The sequence below is a fragment of the Polaribacter sp. 2305UL8-11 genome, assembly GCF_058147165.1.
The window spans coordinates 220,165-241,635 of sequence record NZ_JBYVJW010000001.1 but is presented as its reverse complement, the minus strand read 5'-3'; the positions used below and the strand labels follow the sequence as shown (position 1 = coordinate 241,635).

Annotated in this window: 26 protein-coding genes; 17 read left to right on the top strand and 9 right to left on the bottom strand. The window is 28.2% G+C overall.

Features of this window, described 5'->3' with window-relative positions; all coding sequences use genetic code 11:
• Both ACY2RW_RS01150 and ACY2RW_RS01145 read left to right on the top strand, forming a co-directional pair.
• Positions 1 to 1,338: a dihydroorotase gene (locus ACY2RW_RS01150; protein ID WP_490120850.1), complete on the top strand. Its 1,338-nt coding sequence runs from the start codon at positions 1 to 3 to the stop codon at positions 1,336 to 1,338.
• A 1-nt stretch (position 1,339) separates the two neighbouring features.
• A complete protein-coding gene (locus ACY2RW_RS01145) occupies positions 1,340 to 1,768 on the top strand; it encodes a DUF4296 domain-containing protein (RefSeq protein WP_490120849.1) in 429 nt (142 codons plus the stop codon).
• Here ACY2RW_RS01145 and ACY2RW_RS01140 read toward each other — a convergent pair.
• Complete coding sequence (locus ACY2RW_RS01140) at positions 1,761 to 2,759, bottom strand: NAD-dependent epimerase/dehydratase family protein (protein WP_490120848.1); 999 nt, start codon at positions 2,757 to 2,759, stop codon at positions 1,761 to 1,763. The genes ACY2RW_RS01145 and ACY2RW_RS01140 overlap by 8 nt on opposite strands.
• A gap of 190 nt (positions 2,760 to 2,949) precedes the next feature.
• Here ACY2RW_RS01140 and tyrS point away from each other — a divergent pair, with 190 nt between their 5' ends.
• Both tyrS and ACY2RW_RS01130 read left to right on the top strand, forming a co-directional pair.
• On the top strand, positions 2,950 to 4,245 hold the full coding sequence (tyrS, locus tag ACY2RW_RS01135) for a tyrosine--tRNA ligase (protein ID WP_490120847.1): 1,296 nt from the start codon (positions 2,950 to 2,952) through the stop codon (positions 4,243 to 4,245).
• A 2-nt stretch (positions 4,246 to 4,247) separates the two neighbouring features.
• Positions 4,248 to 5,009 (top strand): sterol desaturase family protein, encoded by a 762-nt coding sequence (locus ACY2RW_RS01130; protein WP_490120846.1) that lies wholly within the window; start codon positions 4,248 to 4,250, stop codon positions 5,007 to 5,009.
• Positions 5,010 to 5,016: 7 nt separating this feature from the next.
• On the opposite strand, the gene ACY2RW_RS01125 is transcribed toward ACY2RW_RS01130, so the two are convergent.
• Complete coding sequence (locus ACY2RW_RS01125) at positions 5,017 to 5,853, bottom strand: DUF4349 domain-containing protein (RefSeq protein WP_490120845.1); 837 nt, start codon at positions 5,851 to 5,853, stop codon at positions 5,017 to 5,019.
• A gap of 114 nt (positions 5,854 to 5,967) precedes the next feature.
• Here ACY2RW_RS01125 and ACY2RW_RS01120 point away from each other — a divergent pair, with 114 nt between their 5' ends.
• Both ACY2RW_RS01120 and ACY2RW_RS01115 read left to right on the top strand, forming a co-directional pair.
• Complete coding sequence (locus ACY2RW_RS01120; protein WP_490120844.1) at positions 5,968 to 6,837, top strand: hypothetical protein; 870 nt, start codon at positions 5,968 to 5,970, stop codon at positions 6,835 to 6,837.
• Entirely contained in the window at positions 6,834 to 7,292 is a 459-nt protein-coding gene (locus tag ACY2RW_RS01115; protein ID WP_490120843.1) for a hypothetical protein, read from the top strand. Before ACY2RW_RS01120 ends, ACY2RW_RS01115 begins: the two co-directional genes overlap by 4 nt.
• A gap of 4 nt (positions 7,293 to 7,296) precedes the next feature.
• Here ACY2RW_RS01115 and ACY2RW_RS01110 read toward each other — a convergent pair whose 3' ends face one another.
• Genes ACY2RW_RS01110 through ACY2RW_RS01100 form a run of 3 tightly spaced genes read right to left on the bottom strand, consistent with a single transcriptional unit; the run spans position 7,297 to position 9,287 of the window.
• Complete coding sequence (locus ACY2RW_RS01110) at positions 7,297 to 7,743, bottom strand: YHS domain-containing (seleno)protein (protein ID WP_490120842.1); 447 nt, start codon at positions 7,741 to 7,743, stop codon at positions 7,297 to 7,299.
• Positions 7,744 to 7,800: 57 nt separating this feature from the next.
• On the bottom strand, positions 7,801 to 8,259 hold the full coding sequence (gene mscL / locus ACY2RW_RS01105) for a large conductance mechanosensitive channel protein MscL (RefSeq protein ID WP_490120953.1): 459 nt from the start codon (positions 8,257 to 8,259) through the stop codon (positions 7,801 to 7,803).
• A 53-nt stretch (positions 8,260 to 8,312) separates the two neighbouring features.
• Positions 8,313 to 9,287, bottom strand: a complete 975-nt coding sequence (locus ACY2RW_RS01100; protein WP_490120841.1) for a LuxE/PaaK family acyltransferase — start codon at positions 9,285 to 9,287, stop codon at positions 8,313 to 8,315.
• Between the two features lie 74 nt (positions 9,288 to 9,361).
• On the opposite strand from ACY2RW_RS01100, the gene ACY2RW_RS01095 reads away from it, so the two are divergent.
• The 9 genes from ACY2RW_RS01095 (at position 9,362) to ACY2RW_RS01055 (ending at position 15,229) form a co-directional block, all read left to right on the top strand.
• Positions 9,362 to 9,775 (top strand): hypothetical protein, encoded by a 414-nt coding sequence (locus ACY2RW_RS01095; RefSeq protein ID WP_490120840.1) that lies wholly within the window; start codon positions 9,362 to 9,364, stop codon positions 9,773 to 9,775.
• Entirely contained in the window at positions 9,776 to 10,138 is a 363-nt protein-coding gene (locus tag ACY2RW_RS01090; protein ID WP_490120839.1) for a DUF6970 domain-containing protein, read from the top strand.
• Positions 10,128 to 11,342, top strand: coding sequence for a serpin family protein (locus ACY2RW_RS01085; RefSeq protein ID WP_490120838.1), 1,215 nt, complete (start codon positions 10,128 to 10,130; stop codon positions 11,340 to 11,342). Before ACY2RW_RS01090 ends, ACY2RW_RS01085 begins: the two co-directional genes overlap by 11 nt.
• 22 nt (positions 11,343 to 11,364) lie before the next feature.
• A complete protein-coding gene (locus ACY2RW_RS01080) occupies positions 11,365 to 11,784 on the top strand; it encodes a hypothetical protein (protein ID WP_490120837.1) in 420 nt (139 codons plus the stop codon).
• A 43-nt stretch (positions 11,785 to 11,827) separates the two neighbouring features.
• Entirely contained in the window at positions 11,828 to 12,478 is a 651-nt protein-coding gene (locus ACY2RW_RS01075; RefSeq protein ID WP_490120836.1) for a hypothetical protein, read from the top strand.
• A gap of 5 nt (positions 12,479 to 12,483) precedes the next feature.
• Positions 12,484 to 12,891, top strand: a complete 408-nt coding sequence (locus tag ACY2RW_RS01070) for a hypothetical protein (RefSeq protein WP_490120835.1) — start codon at positions 12,484 to 12,486, stop codon at positions 12,889 to 12,891.
• 4 nt (positions 12,892 to 12,895) lie between these two features.
• A complete protein-coding gene (locus tag ACY2RW_RS01065) occupies positions 12,896 to 13,444 on the top strand; it encodes an RNA polymerase sigma factor (RefSeq protein ID WP_490120952.1) in 549 nt (182 codons plus the stop codon).
• Positions 13,445 to 14,767: a porin family protein gene (locus ACY2RW_RS01060; RefSeq protein ID WP_490120834.1), complete on the top strand. Its 1,323-nt coding sequence runs from the start codon at positions 13,445 to 13,447 to the stop codon at positions 14,765 to 14,767.
• 117 nt (positions 14,768 to 14,884) lie between these two features.
• Complete coding sequence (locus ACY2RW_RS01055) at positions 14,885 to 15,229, top strand: hypothetical protein (RefSeq protein ID WP_490120833.1); 345 nt, start codon at positions 14,885 to 14,887, stop codon at positions 15,227 to 15,229.
• Here ACY2RW_RS01055 and ACY2RW_RS01050 read toward each other — a convergent pair.
• On the bottom strand, positions 15,217 to 16,275 hold the full coding sequence (locus ACY2RW_RS01050) for an isoaspartyl peptidase/L-asparaginase family protein (protein WP_490120832.1): 1,059 nt from the start codon (positions 16,273 to 16,275) through the stop codon (positions 15,217 to 15,219). The genes ACY2RW_RS01055 and ACY2RW_RS01050 overlap by 13 nt on opposite strands.
• A gap of 111 nt (positions 16,276 to 16,386) precedes the next feature.
• Between ACY2RW_RS01050 and amaB the strand changes: the two genes are divergently transcribed.
• Complete coding sequence (amaB, locus tag ACY2RW_RS01045; protein WP_490120831.1) at positions 16,387 to 17,928, top strand: L-piperidine-6-carboxylate dehydrogenase; 1,542 nt, start codon at positions 16,387 to 16,389, stop codon at positions 17,926 to 17,928.
• 189 nt (positions 17,929 to 18,117) lie between these two features.
• Here amaB and ACY2RW_RS01040 read toward each other — a convergent pair whose 3' ends face one another.
• Genes ACY2RW_RS01040 through ACY2RW_RS01030 form a run of 3 tightly spaced genes read right to left on the bottom strand, consistent with a single transcriptional unit; the run spans position 18,118 to position 20,291 of the window.
• Positions 18,118 to 19,251 (bottom strand): hypothetical protein, encoded by a 1,134-nt coding sequence (locus ACY2RW_RS01040; protein ID WP_490120830.1) that lies wholly within the window; start codon positions 19,249 to 19,251, stop codon positions 18,118 to 18,120.
• Entirely contained in the window at positions 19,232 to 19,759 is a 528-nt protein-coding gene (locus ACY2RW_RS01035; RefSeq protein WP_490120829.1) for a hypothetical protein, read from the bottom strand. The genes ACY2RW_RS01040 and ACY2RW_RS01035 overlap by 20 nt, the downstream gene beginning before the upstream one ends.
• Positions 19,749 to 20,291 carry an RNA polymerase sigma factor gene (locus ACY2RW_RS01030; RefSeq protein WP_490120828.1) on the bottom strand — a complete coding sequence of 181 codons (543 nt, stop codon included), beginning with the start codon at positions 20,289 to 20,291 and terminating at the stop codon, positions 19,749 to 19,751. The genes ACY2RW_RS01035 and ACY2RW_RS01030 overlap by 11 nt, the downstream gene beginning before the upstream one ends.
• A gap of 200 nt (positions 20,292 to 20,491) precedes the next feature.
• On the opposite strand from ACY2RW_RS01030, the gene ACY2RW_RS01025 reads away from it, so the two are divergent.
• Positions 20,492 to 21,463, top strand: a complete 972-nt coding sequence (locus ACY2RW_RS01025; protein WP_490120827.1) for an aldose 1-epimerase family protein — start codon at positions 20,492 to 20,494, stop codon at positions 21,461 to 21,463.
• Positions 21,464 to 21,471 lie beyond the last annotated feature (8 nt).

Sequence of the window (21,471 nt, the reverse complement as noted above, 5' to 3'; positions counted from 1 at the left end):
ATGAGCACTTATTTAATAAAAAACGCTACAATTGTTAATGAAAACAAAACTTTTAAAGGTGATGTTTTAATTGAAAATGAAATCATTAAAGAAATTTCTACAAAAATTAATCCTCCAGAAAATTCAAAAATAATTGATGCAAAAGGTAATTATTTAATTCCTGGTTTTATAGACGACCAAGTACATTTTAGAGAACCTGGTTTAACACACAAAGCAAATATTGCAACAGAAAGTAGAGCTGCTGTAGCTGGTGGAATTACAACATTTATAGAAATGCCAAACACTGTGCCACAAGCTACTACACAAAAATTACTAGAAGATAAATTTACAATTGCTGCTAACAATTCTTACGCAAATTATTCTTTTATGTTTGGAGGCACCAATGATAATTTGAGCGAACTTTTAAAAACAGATCCTAAAAAAGTAGCAGGTATCAAATTGTTCTTAGGCTCTTCTACAGGAAATATGTTGGTTGATGATGAAGCAGTTCTTGAAAAAATTTTCTCATCAACAAATATGATTATTTCTGTGCATTGTGAAGACGAGGCAACCATTAAAAAAAATACGCAAGAGTTTAAAGCAAAATATGGAGATGATATTCCTGTAAAATACCATCCAATTATTAGAAGCGAAGAAGCTTGTTATTTATCATCTTCAAAAGCAATTGAATTGGCAAAAAAAACGGGTGCTAGATTACATATTTTTCATTTATCAACAGAAAAAGAAACACACCTTTTTAGAAACGACATACCTTTAGAAGAAAAACAAATTACAGCAGAAGTTTGTATACATCATTTATGGTTTAATGATAAAGATTATGCAGAAAAAGGAACGCATATTAAATGGAATCCTGCTGTAAAAACAGAAAAAGACAGACAGGGTTTATGGAAGGCTTTACTGGATGATAGAATAGATGTTTTAGCAACAGACCATGCACCTCATACTTTGCAAGAAAAAAATAATGTGTACACAAAAGCACCAAGTGGAGGGCCTTTGGTACAACATGCAGTAACTGCTATTTTAGAAAAAGTAAAAGAAGGCGTAATTTCTATAGAAAAAGCGGTTGAAAAAATGAGTCATAATCCTGCAAAGTTATTTCAAATTGAAAAAAGAGGTTTTATAAAAGAAGGATATTATGCAGATTTGGTTGTAATAAATCCCAATAAACCACAAACCGTTTCTAAAGAAAATATTTTATACAAATGTGGTTGGTCTCCTTTTGAAGGCACTACATTCTCATCAACCATTACACAAACATTTGTAAATGGAAATTTAATATATGATAATGGTGTTTTTAATGATAAAATTAAAGGAAAACGTTTGACTTTTAATAGATAACATGAAAAAACTGTCTTACTTATTGGCTTTCATTTTATTGGGTTCTTGTACAAGTAACACCATTTTTGAAAAACCAAAAGACTTAATTCCAAAAGACACCATGAGTCTTTTAATACAAGAATTAATGATTGCACACTCTGCAAAGTATTTGAAAAACAAAAACTTAGAAACGCAATTAAACTATATGCCTTTGGTATATAACAAATTTAAAATAGACAGTGCTCGTTTTAAAAATAGTAATTTTTACTACGCTTCTAAAATTGATGTTTATAAAGAAATTGTAGAAGATGCTAAAAACAGTATAGAGCGTAAAAAAGCAATTGCTACTAAACAAAAAACAAAACTAGACTCTATTAGAAGAGACTCTATAAAAAAAGCTAAAATTAAAACAGAGGTGCTAGACACTATTCAAGATCCAGAAGCTAACTAAGGTATTCTTTACACGTTTTTGCAATTACAGTATCTATTTTTTCGAACTCAAAATGTATTTTTTGTTCTATTTTTTCTGATGAATATTTAGAAATAGAATGTGCACTTCTTGCAGAATGTTTTGAAATGAAAGGTTCTCTTCCTGTAATTTTTGATAAAAGCCAAGAAATTCTCCAAAATAGAGCTGTTTGCCAAGGCTTAATTTTTATTGATGGTCTTTTTTTTCCAAAAGCGTCAGCCATAGAAAAGAAAATTTCTTTGAACGGTTTATTTTCGGCAACTAAAATGAAACGTTCGTTTTTAACATCAGAATTCATTAATAAAATCATAGATTTTACAACATCCTTTACACCCACAAAACCTGTAATTCCCTCTGTATAATAGTTAAATCCGTTATAAATTTGACTAAATAATTTTCCAGAACCAGAATTCCAAAAACCACTTCCTAGAATTACTCCTGGGTTTACAATAATTACCTCAACTCCTTCTTGACTTGCGCGCCAAATTTCCATTTCTGCCCCAAATTTAGTAATTGAATAGCAGTTATTATCAGCTTCTTTATTCCATTCGTTTTCTTCTGTAATTAAATTTCCATTTAAGGAATCTCCTACAGAAGCAATAGAACTTACAAAACATAATTTTTTAATTTTTGCATCAATAGCAAGGTTTACCATAATTGCAGTTCCATGAATATTTACTTTTCGCATTTCTCTATAATCATTGGGATTAAAGGAAATGAGTGCAGCACAATGATATACTTTATCAACATCAAAAAAAGCAGGAATCATAGATGGCACATCAGTAATATCAGCCTTAAACCACTCTATTTTAGAAAACAAAGAAGCATCATCTGTATAAAAAGAAAATACTTTTTTTGTTTTTTCTATCTTTTCTTCAGAACGATAAATAGCACGTACTTTTTCATCATTTTTTATCAAATGATATAACAAATGTGCGCCAACTAAACCTGTTCCTCCTGTGACTAAAATCATACTGCTAATTTATGGTTTTTTGATTGATAAGTTTATCTTTGCGTCTTTAAAAAAGGATTAGAAAACCAAGTTTTTGGTTGTCATTTCGAGTGAAGTGAAACGTAATCGAGAAATCTCTTTTCAAAATGTTGAGATTTCTCCATAAAGTCGAAATGACATTGTGCTTTTTAAAATTTTAATACAAATAATAATGAAAAACTTTATTGAGGAATTAAAATGGAGAGGAATGTTGCATGACAGCATGCCAACAACAGAAGAACATTTGTTAGAAAGTATGCGAAGTGCTTATGTGGGTTTTGACCCAACTTCAGATTCTTTACATATTGGTAATTTGGTTCCTATTATGTTATTGGCTCATTTTCAAAGATGTGGACACAAACCCATTGCATTGGTTGGTGGTGCAACTGGTATGATTGGAGATCCTTCTGGTAAATCTGCAGAACGTAATTTATTGGATGAAAAAACATTACGTCACAATCAAGAAGCTATTAAAGCACAATTAAGTCACTTTTTAGATTTTACTTCTGATGCTGATAATGCTGCTGTTTTAGTGAATAATTACGATTGGATGAAAGATTTTTCGTTCTTAGAATTTATTAGAGATGTGGGTAAACACATCACTGTAAATTATATGATGGCAAAAGATTCTGTAAAAAACAGAATTGGTTCAGAATCTAAAGAAGGAATGTCTTTTACAGAGTTTACCTATCAATTGGTACAAGGTTATGATTTCTTGCATTTGTTTCAAAATAACAACGCTTCTATTCAAATGGGAGGTTCTGATCAATGGGGAAATATTACCACTGGAACAGAATTAATTAGAAGAATTGGTGGTGGAAAAGGATATGCAATTACTTGTCCTTTAATTACAAAATCTGATGGTTCTAAATTCGGGAAATCTGAAGGTGGAAATGTTTGGTTAGATGCCAAAAGAACATCGCCTTATAAATTTTACCAATATTGGTTAAATGCTTCTGATGAGGATGCAGAGAAATATATTAAAATCTTTACATTTTTAGACAAAGAAACCATTGATGCTTTAATTGCAGAACATTTAGAAACTCCTCATCTACGTTTGTTGCAAAAGAAAATTGGTGAAGAAGTTACTGTATTAGTTCATGGAGAGGAAGCTCTTGAAAACGCCATAAAAGCTTCTAATATTTTATTCGGGAAATCTACTGCTTCTGACTTAAAATCTTTAGACGAACAAACGTTTTTAGATGTTTTTGAAGGTGTACCACAAGCCTCTGTAACCTCTGCTGATATTGAAAAAGGTTTGGATATGATTGGTGCTTTGGCTGCCAAAACCAACTTTTTAAAATCGAATGGAGAAGCAAGAAGAGCGTTAAAAGAAAATGCAATTTCTGTTAATAAAGAAAAGGTAAAAGAAGATTTTACGATTTCTGCAGCAGATTTAATTGCTAATAAATACATATTATTACAAAGAGGTAAAAAGAATTACTTTTTATTGAATGTAACCGATTAAAAATGATAACACCAATAGAAGAATTAGATTTTAGCAACCTTTTTGCAGTTGTTGTTACCATTTTTCTATTGGCATTTTTTGTTTTTATTCGCTATTTAGTTTTTTCTGGAGTTTATCATTTTTTCTTTTTCAATCTCTTTAAAAAGAAATTTCAAAGACGCTTTTTAAGCAAAAAAAAACTAAAAAGGAAACAGTTACTCAAAGAAGTTTATTGGTCTACCATTAGCGGAGTTATTTTTGCTGTGTTCATGGTTTTGTGTTATTATCTTTGGACGATTAATGCTACATTAATTTATGCAGACATTACTACATACTCACTTTGGTATGTGCCTTTAAGTATTTTTCTTTTTCTATTCTTACAAGACACTTATTATTACTGGGCTCATAGATGGATGCATCACCCAAAAGTGTATAGATATGTGCATTTAGTGCATCATAAAAGTATTCATACTTCTGTTTGGACATCGTTTTCTTTTCATCCGTTAGAAACTATTTTACAGGCGCTTTTTTTACCAATTATTATTTGTGTTTTGCCAATGCATTTTTATGCTATTATTGCTGTTTTAACGATTATGACTATTTCTGCAACCATTAATCATGCTGGAGTAGAAATTTATCCTTCAGGTAAATTTGGCAAATGGTTTCAGCGTATTTTTATTGGAGCTACGCATCATGATAAGCATCATACTAAATTTAATTATAATTACGGGTTGTATTTTACGTTTTGGGATAATGTGATGAAAACTGAGTTTGAGGAGAAATAAAAACACATCATTTTCTTCTATTTTTTCTTCTCTTGTAAATTAGAAAAATAACAGTTACCAAAATTAAAATTGGCCAAACATTTATAACTATTATTAAAGTGTTAGAAATTATTTTACTTCCGTTTTTAAAACCTTCTTTTATCTTACTTAAAAAACTTTTATTATATGTTTTTGGTACTGGTTTGTAATTAACCTCTTCATATAATTCAATTTCAATAGAACTAAAAGAAATTCTATTTTTAAAAAAGTTTAATTTTCCTTTTGTAGCGTCTATTTCTTCTTGAATAATTCTTAATTTTTCTTCAGTATTTAAAATATCATCTACAGTTTTTGCTTTTTTTCTTAAAATTTCTTCATACCTTTTTTTTACTTCTTCTTTAGTTTTTAATCTTGACGAAGCATCAAAATAATCCTTGGTAACATCTTTAGTTACTATGTTTTCAAAATCTACAAACTCGGTATAGTTATGGATTGAATCTAAAAAAACATCAAAATAATCCTTTGGAATTTTTACAGTAAAGTTATTTTCAATCCGATATAAATTGTTCTGATATGAAAGATTAGAAATATATCCACCATATTTATTTGCTAACTTTTTTATATCACTAGTAGATTTTTTTACATCCTTAACTTTATATTTTGTTTTAGCACTTTTAATAATTTTTAAATTAATTCTACTACTTTTTGATGTTGAGTTTAATGTTTTAGGTTTTACATTATTATTAGAATTGTAGTTAGATTTTTCTTCTTGTAAAGGAGAATTCTGTTGGCAAGAAATGAATAAAATTGAACAAAAAATTAGGAATAGTTTTAATTGCATTTTAGATGTTACATAAAATTTCATGATTTTTATTTTTATGGTTTATGCAACAAACTTATCTTTATGTAAAAATTATGTGTTGTATAACCTTTGTAAAACTTTTGTAAACTATATACAGCAATAAAATCAATCTAAAAATTGAATCGTCAAGAAGAAAAATTATTCAACCATTTTAAAAAACAAATTATTGCAACTTACCTTAAAAGTAATAGTGGTAATAAGGATGTGAAAAAATGGTCTGGAGATGATATTGTTTCTTTTCAAGAAGATTTGTTTTCTAAAGTAAATACTCGAGTAAGTGAAAAGTGGTTTTACAATTATTTTAAAAATAGCCCAGAAAAACTACCAAGAATAGATATGCTAAATATTTTAAGCATTTATATTGGATATAAAAGCTGGAACGATTTTAAAAAAAAATATACCAAAAACAATAATCAAAAATACTTTTGGTTGTTATCAATTCTAATTCTTGTAGTTTTATTTTTCTTGTTTAGAAAAACTACAAATACTTTTCACTTTTGTTTTTATGATGAAGATAAAAGTGAAAAAATTACCATTCCAGTAGATATTAAAATCTTAAAAAATGATGAATCTCCTCTGTTTTTTAAATCTGATGATAATGGATGTTTTACATACCTTACAAAAGATAGTTTTATTGAATTTGTAATTTCTTCATCTTATTATAAAACAGATACTATAAGAAGGCAAATAAACAGTTCTGGACAGGTTATAAATCTTGCTACTGATGACTATGCTTTAATGCTAAACTATTACACAAATAATAAATTAAAAAACTGGGAAGAACGTAAAAAAGAACTCAATAAATTAATAGATAATAAAGCAATTATTTATCAATTATTTTCAAAAAATATTGGTGTTGAGATATATAATAAAGACGAGTTTGTCAATTTATTAACGATACCCACATCAAGCTTAAAAAAGATAAAAATTGTTTCTAAAGAATTTAAAAAAGGAAAAATTATTAAACTAAAATTTATTATAAAATGAGAAAAATATTGTTTTTAATTTCCTTTATTATTTTAGTTTCTTGTGCTAAAAATAGTCCTATTTCTAATGAAAAATCAGAGATTGAAGAGACTTTTTCCGTCAAAGAATATTCTACTTCTTCTATAGTAAAAGAAAAATTCATTGAATTTTATGATTTAAAAAAACTCTTAATTAATAAACCTGAATTTAAAGAAAGTATAGAAAAAAGATTAACCAATTTTAAGTTAGATTCAAATACTATTTTAAAATTAAAAAAGGATTCTAATATAAAAAATATTAATAGTACTAAACTTTCATATAATAAAGTAAAAATAGTATTTGAAGTAAAAGAGAAAAATAAAATAAAAAAAGATTCTATTTTAGGTATAATATTAAGGGATGAAATTATTATTAATGATGAAAAAACAACATCAACAAAAATAAAATTTTCTAGGTTTCTTAATTCTAAAGATTAAATTTTTACTTCTTTTTTTGGGTAATCTTTTCCCAATTTTTATCTGCTTTTTTCTTTAACTCATCTGCACCTTCCTTTTGCCAAAGTTTTAGTGTATTTGTGCCCCAAGAATTGTAAAATAAGTACAATTTACCATCTCTAATTTCAAACGTTTTTGGGTTTACAGATACTTTTTCTCCTTTTACACCAATTGCATAGGCACAATAACCACCATAAGCTGGAATGTATTTTTTAGGCGATTTTTTAAAAGTTTCTAAATTTTCTTTGGTTGAAAACTTGAACTTTACACCATCGTAAGTTGTTGTAATTTTTTTGTCTCCTTTAACAGCTTTGTTATTAAAATAGGCAACTACATCATAACCTTCTGCAACAAATCCTTTTTTTAAATTATAGTCTTGTGCAAAAAAAGTAGTAGAAATAGTAAGTAAAAATAGTGTGATAAATGTTCTCATCGATTTAAGTTTTTTTTATAGTCGATGAAAGGTTTGGAGAATTACAAGAGAAGCCTCTTAATTTTTCTCACCTAAAACCTTTTGTAAAAAAGCATTTTGTTTCTCTAGAAGTTCGTTGGTTTTATTCATTAACTCAATATTTTTGGGTGTAACCACTTTTCCATCTTTTGGATCTTCTGCTTTTTTCTTTAAAGAATTCATCAATTTTACCACAATAAACACTGTAAATGAAATCACTAAAAAATCGACACCAGCTTCTAGTAATTTTCCATATCCAATAGCAATTTCTTCTGTGTTGGTTTTACCATCCACTAAAATTGCCTCTCTTAAAATAATTTTTCTGTTTTCCCAATTTGCGCCATCTGTCATAAAAGATAATGGAGGCATTAAAACCTCTTTTACCAACACATTTACAACTTTATTAAAAGCTGTACCAATAATAACACCAATAGCAATGTCTATCATGTTTCCTTTTACAGCAAACTCTTTAAAATCTTTTAACAATTTAAATTTCATCATTTTTCATCTATTTTCTCTATTCTTTTGCCTCTTGCCTAAACTTTACTTTTCTACAAAACCATTAAATTACAACCTCTAATATCAGAATTATCAAAACGCCCTATAATTTCAAAGGTTCCGTTTTTGTGAACTTTTCCTAAATCTTGAGTAGCAATAAATGAACACGAGTTGTAATTTGCTAAATCAATAACGTTAATTCCACCTGTTTTTCCTGATGGCAAAATGGTTAAAGCATCTTCTGTATCTCTGGTTAGAATTTTCATCCAAGGTGGAGTTTCAAAAACACCATTTCCTTTAGAATACCCTTGACTTAATAACTCTGTCATTCCATATTCTGAGTGAATTTTAGATACTCCAAATCCGTTTTGTAAAATGTAATGTAATTCTTCACGAATTATTTCTTTTCTTCTTCCTTTCATGCCACCAGTTTCCATAATTATGGTGTTTTTCAGGTTGAATTTCTGCATTTCAATCAAATCTAACAACGCAAAAGAAACTCCAATTAAAAGCACTTTTTGCCCTTTTTTATCTAATTCTACCAACTTTTTGGCTAATTCTGATAAGTTATCAAGATAAAACCCACTTTCAAGTTTTTTTGTTTTTTTAATAAAATCATCCACCATAAAAACCAAAGAAGAGCCCTTTCTTTCTAAATAATTGGGTAATAAAGCCAATACTACATAGGCTTCTAAATTTCCATAAAAATGCTCAAATCCTTTTAAATAACTTTCTTTATAAACCTTAATATCTGTTACAAAATGTTTGCTTGTAACACTAACTGTTGTTCCAGAACTCGTAAAGGTTTCTTGTATTTCATCTAAAGAAGAAAGTACTTTTCTAAGCTTAAAAAATTGTATAGGCAAAAAAGGAATTTCATCAACTTTTGTAACATCAGAAGGATGAATGTATAACAAATCACAAAAAGAGCGATAAACCTTATTATTTTGAAACTGATGTTTAAAAATCGCTAACGCTTTTGCTGTGAAATCTTGTTCATTATTTATGTCGAAAATATTATTTTGCATATCAATTTGCAAAAATAACATTATTACACGCAACCTTTTTAGAAATTTTGCATCTTATAAAAAAACGAACAAGTATGAAGCCAAACTTTAAGTATTTCTACGTTTTTTTATTTTCACTTTTTTTGATGAATTGTGAAAGTAATGATAATTCAGAAATTACGTCAATTGCTGGTAAATGGAATGTAAAACAGAAAATAGGTGGTTGTTGCCAACCTAAAAATTACGACTATGGTGCTTTTACTTGGGATTTTAACATGGATAAAAAAACGCTAACCATTGTAAATACTGCAGATATTTTTACCCATGTAAATAAACCCGATTTTGTAAATGGTAAAGGCTGGATTTATAACTTTGAAATTATAGAAGAAAATGGAAATTCTTTTTTAGTGGTTGATAATAGAAAAGGCAAAATAACTTTTGAAAACCGTATTTTAACCATAGATTATGGAGTTGCTGTAGATGATATTGGATACATTTTTATAAAATAGATGATGACTTTAAAAAAAATTATACTTTTTCTTTTTGTAATTACTTGTTTATCTGCTTGCGAAGAAAAGCTAGATACAGTTTGCAATGTAGAAAATCCGTTAGAAAATTTAGCTTTTTTAAAAGAAGCTAAAAGTGCAATAGATAGGACAGATTGTGCTGGTAAGAGTAGTATTATACAATATACTTATAATAACGAAATTGTTTTTGAAGTAAACATTTGCAGTCAAATTGCAGATGGGCAAACCCTTGTTTACAATTGCGCAGGAGAAATAATTTGTGTCTTTGGCGGAATTGCAGGTCAAAACACGTGCCCAGATTTTGATAAAAAAAGAACAAACAAAATGATACTATATGGAAATTAAAAAAATACTGTTCTTACTTTTATCTATAATTGTTATCATTTCTTGTAAAAGTAACAATGAAGTAGAAAAAACGCCTTTTAGTACAGTTAATAGAGGTGAAGAATTTGTAGCTGCTAATACTGAATTTGCTTTTGATATTTTTAATAAAATTGCAGAAGAAGAAACCAAAGAAAATTATATGATTTCTCCTGTAAGTCTTTCATTAGCTTTAGGTATGGCTTATAATGGTACAAAGAACAACACCAAAATTGCTTTTGAAAATACATTAAATTATACTTCTTTTTTACTTGAAGAAATTAATACCATTAACCAAAAAATTATTAGCAATTTAAATACCAATTCTAATAGTTCTTTATTAGAAATTGCAAATTCTATATGGATTAAAAATACCTTCTCTGTAAAAGAGAATTTTATTACTGCAAATAAAAATTACTACAATGCAGAGGTTAATAATTTAGATTTTACTAATGCAAATGCTGTAAATATTATTAATAATTGGGTTTCTGATAAAACGTATGAGAAAATTCAAAAAATTATCAATTCAATTGGCAATAACGATGTAATGTTTTTAATAAATGCGATTTATTTTAAAAGTGATTGGAAGTATAATTTTAAAGAAAATGATACTAAAGAACTTCCTTTTTATGGAGAAAATAGTACTCAAAATGTAAAAACAATGTATTTAAAAGCTGATTTAGAATACTATCAGAATCCTAATTTAACAGCAGTAAAACTACCTTACAAAAACAATAAATATGTAATGTCTATTTTATTGCCTAAAGAAGGCAAGAGTATTAAAGAAATTTCAAATTTATTAAACACAACAAATTGGCAAAATTGGAATTCAAATTTTAGCAAAACACCCATAGAGTTAGAAATACCAAAATTTAAGTTTTCTTATCAAAAAAAATTAAACAATGCCTTAACAGATTTAGGGTTAGGTAATGCATTTACAACCTCTGCAGATTTTAGCAACATAAGTAATACACCTGTAGTTATTTCATCTGTAGTGCAAAAAACATTTATAGAAGTAAATGAAAAAGGCACAGAAGCTGCTGCTGTAACAAATATTGGTTTTACAACTACGTCTGCTGGTTCCAACCTTAATAAAGTTGCTATTAACAAACCCTTTTTATTTTTAATAACTGAAAAAGAAACAAATTCAATCTGTTTTATGGGTAAGATAGGAATGCCTAATAATTAACTAAATTAAAAATATGCTAAAAATGAAACTACAAAAAATACTTACACTCTTATTTTTAGTGATTATTGGATGCTCAGAATCAAAAGAAATTAGTCTAGAACCTTGCAACCAATGTGTGCTTATAAATAATAATATGTACAAGAATACAAAAACAACAAATTATACCATAAAAAGTACTGCTATTGATGGAGATTTGCTTACCATAACTATTTCTGCAAGCGGTTGTAGTGGAAATTCTTGGACAGCAACTTTGGTAGATGCTAATGAAATTTTAGAATCGAACCCAATTCAGAGAAATATTAAAATTTTACTGGAAAATAAAGAAGCTTGTTTGGCTATTTTTGAAAAAGAGTTTACGTTTAACATAAAAAAACTAAAAGAAAACCAACCAGAAATTATCTTAAATTTACAAGGTTGGGACACTCAAATAAATTATAAATAACATGAAAAAAATAATCCTTATTTTTTTGTCCTGTTTTTGTCTTTTGGCTTGCGAAAACAATGAAGAAGTAACTATAGACAAAGATAATTTACTCCTTGGTAACTGGATAAATCCTACTTATAAAGATGAAACAACAACTTTTAAAAGAGGAGCTTCTTTACCAAAAGAAGCTTATGGAATTTCATTCAAACAAAATGGCGATTTTATAGAACGCTCTTCAGGTTTTTGTGGTACACCACCTTTGTCATTTTTTAATATAGAAGGTAATTTTAATTTAAAAAACACATTGGTTTCTATTTCTGTAAATAGTCATCCTAATAATTATGCTTTAAGAATAATATCTGTTACAGAAAATGAATTGGTGGTTAAAAGAGAATTGACAGCACAAGAAAAAGACCATCGTAAATTAATGGATTTGTATAATGAAATTTACGAATTAGCATACAATGTAACCTGCTCTAATGCTAAAGATTGGTTGTTTACTCCTTTTGGTGCAAAAGCTTGTGGAGGCCCTCAAGGTTACCTCCCTTATTCTAAAAAAATAGATACTGTTGCTTTTTTAGAAAAAGTTGAAGCTTATACAGCTGCAGAAAAAGCATACAATATAAAATGGGCAATTGTTTCTGATTGTGCTATTGTAAATCCTCCTAAAAGTATCGATTGTAAAAACGGATTTGTAATTTTAAATTATTAAAAATCATGAAAAAAATTATCTACTTTTTATTTGGTGTTCTGTTATTTTCTGCATGTTTAAATGATAATGACTTACCTAACTATAAGTTTGAATTTATTGCTATAGACGAAGCTAAAACACCTACAAATTTCATTTTTGGTAAAAGAGATACCATTACTATAAAATACACATTACCTGCAGATTGTTATTTTTTTAATAACATTTATTACGAATATCAAGACACAACTAGAATTGTAGCTGTAAATGCATACAAAGATTTAGACAAAACCTGCTCTAATGTTGCTCCTATTCAAAGAGAATATAAAATGATTATAAATGCAACCCAACAAGAAGATTACTTATTTAAATTTTACAAAGGCAAAGACACTAATGGCAAAAATATTTTTGAAGAAATAGTTGTTCCTGTAAATTAGAGGTATTAAACTTAAAGAACTCATAAAAAGGTGTTGCCAACAAGAATTGGCTGCTCAATCAGAATTATATCAATTATATGCTGATGTGTTATTTGCGCTTTGTTTAAAATATTCTAAAAATTACCAAGATGCAGAAGATACTTTGCAAGACAGCTTTTTAACCATTTTTAATAAAATAAAACAATACAACAATAAAGGTTCTTTTGAAGGTTGGATAAAGCGAATTACCATACACACAGCCCTGCAAAAATATAGAAACAGAGCTCCTTTAGAAGTTGTAAAAGAAAATACTATTACAAATGAAGTTGATGATGATAGTACTATTGAAAATACAAATTTTAGTATTGATGTTTTACTAGAGTTCATACAACAACTTCCAGATAGATACAGGCTGGTTTTTAATTTACATGTATTAGATAAATATTCTCATAAAGAAATTGCAGCTTTATTAAATATTTCTGAAGGAACATCTAAATCTAACCTGTCTAGAGCCAGAAAAATTTTGAAAGAAAAATTAGAAAACCATCCAAAAGCTGCACAAAAAAACGAATAAATGAGTGATGATAATTTAGATAAACTGTTTCAAGACAAGTTAAAAAATTTGGAGGCAACTCCAAGCAGTCTCGTTTGGAACAATATCTCTACAAAATTAACAAAGAGAAAACGCAGAATACTGCCAATTTGGTGGTTTACAAGTGGTGCTGCAGCTTTGTTACTTTTAGGTCTTATAATTTTTCCTTTTAAGGATGATAAAATACTATTAGATACCAATAAACCAGAGGTAATAATTACCAATACTCCAAAAGAACCAAAAAATTCTTTAAACAAAAAAACAGTGGCTTTAGATAGTGTCATTCAAAATAAAAAATCATTTCAAAAAACAGTAATTGCAGATAAAAAAATAAAGAAAAATTTTAATAAAAAAAATAAAAACTCAATACCAAAAACAACCTCTAAAAAGAAATTAGTTAGCCCAAAAAATGCTATGAAAAAGAATTTTATAGCTAACAATATTTCTAAAAATGATGAAAAAATTTCTAAAAAAGAAGTTGCAACCTTTAATGCTGATAACAATAAAAAAGAAATCTCTAAAAAACAAAAAAGCGTAGAAAATGCCAAAGTAAATTTAGATGATTTTTTAAAACAAAAAGATACCATTCTTATCACAAAATCTCCAAAAAATAAATGGGCAATAGCACCAATTTTTGGAGTGTTAAATTCAAATTCCTTTACAAAATCATCTCCTATTTCTAGTGATTTGTCTAACTCCACTCAAGGAAAAAACTCTGTTTCTTATGGGGTGCAAGTAGCTTATCAAATAAATAAAAAATGGACAATACAAACAGGAATCCATCAACAAGAAATTGCGTATGTTAACAAAGAAGTAATAGCGGTTTCTAATGCGAGTTCAAATGCTTCATCAATACGTTTTAATAATGGAGATGCTTTTTCTTTTAAAGAAATAGTTTCTAATGTAGGTTTTGATCAAAATTCTATTGTCAATTCATCAAATTTAAATGGCGACTTAAATCAGACCATTGGTTATTTAGAAATTCCGATAGAAATAAAATATAATTTTTTAAGTACTTCCAAAATAAATACGCAATTTGTTTTTGGTTTTAGTTCTTTGTTTTTAAATAAGAATCGTATAAATTTAAATACTGCATTCCTGTCTAAATCTGGAAAAGCAGAGAATATAAACAACATTAATTTTAGTGGTAATTTAGGCGTAGATTTTAATTATTTGGTTTCAAAAAAATGGACTTTTCATGTAAATCCAATGTTTAAAGCACAGTTAAATACATTTAGCGATAATGCCAATGGATTTTCTCCTTTCAATATTGGGCTTTACACAGGTTTTAGATATCAATTTTAGCCCTTTTACCTATTTAAAATACATATTTAACTAAGCAGAGTAAGCATTTTAACGATATTTAATGTCTTTTTAGCATTACAATCTTTATCTTTGTAATACACAAAAAAAGAAAGGAAAATGACCCTAATCAATACTACCTACAGAACTTTAAGTGGAAAAAAGGAAATCATAGAAATTCCTAATAAAAAAAGTACAGAATGGATAATTTACCAAGATGGAAAACCCAAATATTATACAGATTTTTTCGATTTAAAAATAGAATCTAATGCAATGATGAATAGTTTGGTATTGTGTACCAAAAGATCTATAGATGAGGTTTTAGATATTATTAATAAAAAGAACAATATTAATTTGTCTGTCCCTAAAATAACACGTTTAGGGTATAAAAGAAAATTAAAATCTGAAAAAATACAACTTCATTTAGAACCAATTCCTGAAGAGTGGTTAGCCTATTCTTTGTAAATTTTTACTACTAATTGCCCTTTATCATCCATAGAAGCTCTGTACATTCCTGCTGTATTAAACTCGAAAGACATGTTTCCGTTTTTGTCTAAAGCAACAACACCACCTGTTCCACCAAGTTTGGTTAATTTATTTTGAATAACATCTTGTGTAGCTTCTTTTAGTGTTTTTTGTTGATATTCCATTTGTGCAGAAATATCATAAGCAACTTGACTTCGTATAAAATACTCTCCCCAACCTGTAGAGGAAACTCCACAAGTTTTGTTATTTGCATACGTTCCAGAACCAATAATGGGTGCATCTCCAATTCTTCCCCAACGTTTGTTAGTCATTCCTCCTGTAGATGTTCCTGCTGCAATATTTCCTGCTTTATCTAAAGCCACACAACCTACAGTCCCGAATTTTGCATTTTTAATATCGGCATCGTAAAAAGCCGCTTTTTTATCATCATGATCTAGTTCTGTTTTTGCTCTATCTTTTATTCTTTGAAGCGATTTAAAACGTCTTTCTGTATAAAAATAACTTGGGTCTACAATTTCTAATCCTTTTTCCTTTGCAAAAATTGATGCTCCTTTTCCAGAAAGCATTACATGGTCAGAATCTGTCATCACCTTAATAGCTAATTCAATCGGACTTTTTACATTGGTAACCCCAGCAACTGCACCAGCATTTAGTGTTTTTCCATCCATAAAAGAAGCGTCTAATTCATTGGTCTCTTCATGTGTAAAAACAGCTCCTTTACCTGCATTAAATAAAGGAGATTCTTCCATTACTTGAATAGTTTTTAGTACAGCTTCTTGGCTTGTACCTCCATTTTTTAAAATGGTATGCCCCACTTTTATAGCTTCTTCTAATTTTGCTTTGTAAGCAGCTTCTCTTTCATCAGTCATATTTTTCTTTAAAATAGTTCCTGCTCCACCATGAATAATAATGGCAAAATCGTTTACTTTTACATCTTTATTTTCATCTACAGATGTTATTTCTGTTTGATTTTTACATCCCCAAAAAATAGAACATATAAAAATTATTAAATAGAGTTTTCTCATTGTTTTTGTTTAAAATTTAACAATAATTATTGTTTTTGTTAAAATTATGTGTTTGTAAAATTATTCGTAAATTCGTTCTTCGAATTTAAACAACTTAAACGAAACCGCAAAATGACAGATTTCGGAATTAAAGAAGCCTTGCAAGAGTTAGGTGTAAAAGAAATAAATAATGGAACATCTACTGGTTCTAAAAATTTTTCGAACGGAGAAATTATCGAATCCTTTTCTCCTGTTGATGGAAAATTAATAGGAAAAGTAAAAACAACCACAAAAGAAGATTACGAAAAAGTGATGGAAGCTGCAACCAAGGCTTTCAAGTCTTGGAGAGACATTCCTGCCCCACAAAGAGGCGAAATTGTACGTCAGTTTGGGAACAAATTAAGAGATAAAAAAGAAGCCCTTGGTAAACTGGTTTCTTATGAAATGGGTAAAAGTTACCAAGAAGGTTTAGGAGAAGTACAAGAAATGATTGATATCTGCGATTTTGCAGTAGGTTTATCTCGTCAATTAAATGGACAAACCATTCCTTCTGAAAGACCTGGACATGTAATGAGAGAACAATGGCACCCAATTGGTGTTGTTGGTATTATATCTGCATTTAATTTTCCAGTGGCAGTTTGGGCTTGGAACACAGCTTTAGCGTGGATTTGTGGAGATGTTTGTGTCTGGAAAGGTTCTGAAAAAGCACCTTTGTGTACCATAGCTTGTCAGAATATAATTGCTGAAATTTTAAAAGATAATCATTTACCAGAAGGGATTTCTTGTATTATTAATGGAGATTATAAAGTGGGAGAAATGATGACAACTGACACAAGAATTCCATTAGTTTCTGCAACAGGTTCTACAAGAATGGGAAGAATTGTAGGTGCAACTGTTGCCCAACGTTTTGGAAAATCTTTATTAGAATTGGGTGGAAATAATGCAATCATAATCACACCAACTGCCGATTTAAAAGTGGTAGTTCCTGGAGCTGTTTTTGGCGCTGTTGGAACTTGTGGACAACGTTGTACATCTACCAGAAGATTAATTATTCATGAATCTGTGTATGATAAAGTTAAAGATGCAATTGTTGGTGCTTACAAACAAATTAAAATTGGAAATCCTTTAGATGAAAACAATCATGTAGGCCCATTAATTGATAAAGATGCTGTAAATACCTATTTATCTGCCATAGAAAAAGCAAAAGCAGAAGGTGGAAATGTATTGGTTGAAGGTGGTGTTTTAGAAGGAAAAGGATATGAATCTGGTTGTTACGTAAAACCAGCAATTATTGAAGCTGAAAATCATTATGAAATTGTACAACATGAAACTTTTGCTCCTATTTTATATTTGATGAAATATGCTGGAGATGTAGAAAATGCCATCGAAAAACAAAACGGAGTTGCACAAGGTTTATCTTCTGCAATTATGACGAATGAAATGAAAGAAGCAGAAAAATTCTTGTCTTATGCAGGGTCTGATTGTGGAATTGCAAACGTAAATATTGGGACTTCTGGTGCAGAAATTGGTGGTGCTTTTGGTGGCGAAAAAGAAACTGGTGGTGGACGTGAATCTGGTTCTGATGCTTGGAAAGTATATATGAGAAGACAAACAAACACTATTAATTATTCTGATGAATTACCTTTAGCGCAAGGTATTAAGTTTGACCTCTAAGAGATTTTAATTTTATAAACATTTATAAAGAGGCTGTCTTAAAAGTTAATTTAGCTGTCATTTTGAGCCTTTCGTCTTCTCTTAATGCAGGCTTTGTCGAAAATCTATGTAATTGATTTTGAGTAAATAAGATTTCTCCATTACAGTCGAAATGACAAATTTTAATACTTTTAAGACAATCTCTTTTAGTTATTTAATGTTTAAAATTCCGTTTCTTAATTCTATAGCAATATTTCCCTCGTTAATGTTGCCTTCTTTTACTTTTTTCTCTAAAATTTTATCTAATTTTTTATCTTTAGAAACACCAAAAGTTGTTTTGATTTTATTCATGTTTAAAGCAGTATTGTGTCCAAATACATTCATAGAATAATTTGCGTCTTTAATATTGAATAAATACATTTTAGAATAATCGCCTTTGTATTTGAATTGATTAAAATTTTTGCTAAAATTGTAGAGAAAGATTTTACTATTAAAATCTGTGAAGTTTACTTTTTCTCCAATTTCACCAATTTCGATTTTTGATGTTTCTGTAGCAAATTCTGCATTCGAAACTTCCCCAATTACAACCTTACTCATATCTAAAAACTCAATTCTTGTATTTGCAACTTTTTCTGCTTGAAAAATACCATTTGATGATGTAATTTTATTATTAGATGACTTTATTTTTTTAAATTTTAGATGTCCTTTAAAACTATTTATTACAATAGGTCTTGTTATGTTATAGTAAAAAATTAATTCAGATTGAATCGATTTTACTCTTAGTCTTACATATTTAGGCAATCTAATAGTAAACTTTTGAATAATAACCTTTTTATTTTTTATTGATTTATATTTTTTACTTTTCAAATGATCTTCTAGATTACTTCCTTCACTAAATTTTATTTTCCTTAATAAAGAATCTTTTGATATATAAGTATATTTCTTCTTACGTTCTTTTCTCAAAAATTCTTTTATTGAAAGAAAAACAGAATCTGTTTTGTAATTCGGAGTGAAAGCTGGTAAATAAGATACATCTACACCTAGAAACTCAGAGTTTCTTATTTTTAAACTAACCAAACCATTCTTTTTAGAAAGTTCATGTTTAACTTGTTTAGAAATAATTTCTCTTTTTCTTTTTGAATACCTTCCAAAAACAATGTAATAGTCAAAATGAATTTTATTGTCAGTAGATTCTTCAAAATTAATAACAACATTGTCCAAATCAAGGCTTAGAATAGTATTCTCATCAACACTATAAGATTTTTTTAAAACATTTACTTTTGTTTGAGAAACTGTAATTTGTATTGATATAAAAAATAATATGCTATAAATATATGGTTTCATTACTTATGTTTTTTTGGTTTAACTCTTTTATGTGTTCTTGAATGCCTTTTAACAACTCCAAACGTCTTTGTAAGTTTTCTATAAGCGATTCTAAAACAAGAATATTATTAGGGTTTTTCTTTATATTTTCTGTGATACTATTATAATCCAAACTCAATTGATTTAATTTTTCTTCATATTTGTTTATCAAAATAGCATCGTTTGTAATTTTTATAAAATTCTCCCACTCTTTATCGATTTCTTCTACATAAACTTTTTCTATACTTTCAATTTGAACCAAAATAGATTTTTGTTTTTCTTTAGGTTCATCAGTATGCATTGTAAAATAAAAAAACGCACCAAAAACAATCAAAATAGAAGCTATTTTATAGATAAAATATGTGTTCTTCTTCTCTTTTCTTGGTGAAGATGTTTTCAGTTTATTCAGAAAATCTTCTCTGTGAAATGCTGGTAATTCTTTCTTTTCAAAATCGGAATTCTCAAACATTTTTTTGATATTATGTTCCATAATTTCTGGGTTCTAATTGTTTTTTTAAAGCCATCTTTCCTCTTCTTAATTGTGTTCTAGATGTTTTTACAGGAATTTTTAATATTTCTGAGATTTCTTCATGGTCATAACCTTCTATCAAATACAGTTTTACTACTAATTGATATTTAATCGACAACATTTCAATGGCTTCCAGAATTTCTTGTTTACTAATTTTTATATGAAAATTCCAATCATCATCATCCAAAACCTCTAAAGAATAATTTTCTATAGAAACAGTTTCTAAATGCTTCTTTTTAAGTTGATCTATACATGTGTTAATTACAATTCTTTTTAACCAAGAACCAAAGCTTGTATCGTCTGTATATTTCTCTAAGTTTACAAATGCTTTTAAGAATGCATCTTGCATGGCTTCTTTAGCTTCTTCATCATTTTTAAGGTATCTACAAGAAATAAAAAACATGGCTTCACAAAAAAGATCATATATTTTCATTTGAGCTTTTTGATTGCCTTTTTTGCTATTTAGAATTAAAATTTTTAGTTCTTTAGACATTAATAGGTTGGTTCTATATTTAAAAACGATAAAAATTTAAAAGGGTTTCAAACAATGATAAATTAATTTTTAATAAGTCTAAAAACTCTTGTGCTTTTCAGTACATGTAACAAAATTATATCAGCACCTATGTAAATGACGCAAAATTGAGGCATTTAAAAGTCAATTTTACTACATTAGCAATTCTATTTTGCTTTTTTATGAAAAAATACCTCCTAATTTTATTGTGTGTCATTGCTTTTATCAATTGTAAAAATAAATTGAAAGATAATTTAGACTCTAGCTCTAAAAAGAAAGAAATTTACACCATTTCTAACAATTCTTTAACGGTTTCTATAAAATCTTTTGGAGCAGAATTAACAAGCATTAAAAAAGACACTACAGAATATCTTTGGCAAGGAAGTCCTAAATTTTGGAAACATCAATCTCCATTATTGTTCCCAATTGTTGGGCGATTAAAAGACCATAATTACAATTTTAAGGGCAAAAATTATAAAATGAATTTTCATGGTTTTGCAGGGAAAAATAATTTTAAAGTGATAAAAAAAACGAAAACAAAGCTTGTTTTTGAACTGTTATCTTCAGAAAATACCAAAAAACAATATCCTTTCGATTTTAAACTACAGGTGTTATATAGTTTGCAAAGAAATCGTTTGGTTGTAAATTATTTTGTAGAAAACACAGCTGAAAAAGAAGATTTGTATTTTTCTATTGGGGCACATCCTGCTTTTAATATTCCTATTCAAAAAAATCAAAAAAGAAATGAATACCAACTGATTTTTGATACTGCTGCAATGCCAACATCTAGAGATAAAGAAAGTGGCTTGTTTGTAGATTCTTACACCCAATATTTTAAAAAACCTGGCATTTTACAAATTAAAGATACTACTTTTACAAGAGGTGCTTTGGTTTTTAATCCTAATCCTTTTTCTAAAGCGACTTTAGTACATCAACCTACTCAAAAAAAGTTTTTTACTATACATTTTAAAGGGTTTCCTTATTTAGGAATTTGGTCTCAAAAAGACCCAAAAACACCTTTTGTTGCAGTAGAACCTTGGTTTGGGCTTGCAGATAATATCCATCATAATAAAGAATTTACTCAAAAAGAAGGCATCCAAACTTTAAAGGCTAAAAATAAATTTCATGCGGAATATTCTGTAGAGATTTATTAGGTTTTATA